The 378-nt window shown below is 47.1% G+C and carries 1 pseudogene; it reads right to left on the reverse strand.

Features of this window, described 5'->3' with window-relative positions:
- A pseudogene (locus tag N693_RS19920) lies at nt 1-153 on the reverse strand (IS5/IS1182 family transposase); the annotation flags it as partial.
- Nucleotides 154-378 lie beyond the last annotated feature (225 nt).

Genomic DNA, 378 nt, shown 5'->3' on the forward strand with positions numbered 1-378 from the left:
GAATATGGGATATAGATCTGCAACCAATCGATAAATGAAGTGAAAATCAATTGCTGCCTCTAATTTACGGACTAGATGGTCTTGCCGAACTAACTGTTAGATTGAAAGCATCTCCGGCTGTTCCCGTTGTTTGATTTGATTCTTCATCATCATTTCCATTACCTCATTTGATAATTGGGACATCCTATTGATTGTAGCGGAGAGCGGCGACTTCGGAGGGATCAGCGAAAGCTGTGACGAAGAACAGCTTTTGCGAGTAAAAGCGAAGCGCTAGGAGCACGTGTTTTGGAAGACCCTGGACTGAGCAAAGCGAGGGAAGCGGCTGAGAGCAAGCCCCTCGGAAAGCGGCCGCTCGCAGCGAAAATCAACTCTGCATAG

The organism is Sporosarcina sp. D27 (genome assembly GCF_000586555.1).
Classification (GTDB): Bacteria; Bacillota; Bacilli; order Bacillales_A; family Planococcaceae; genus Sporosarcina.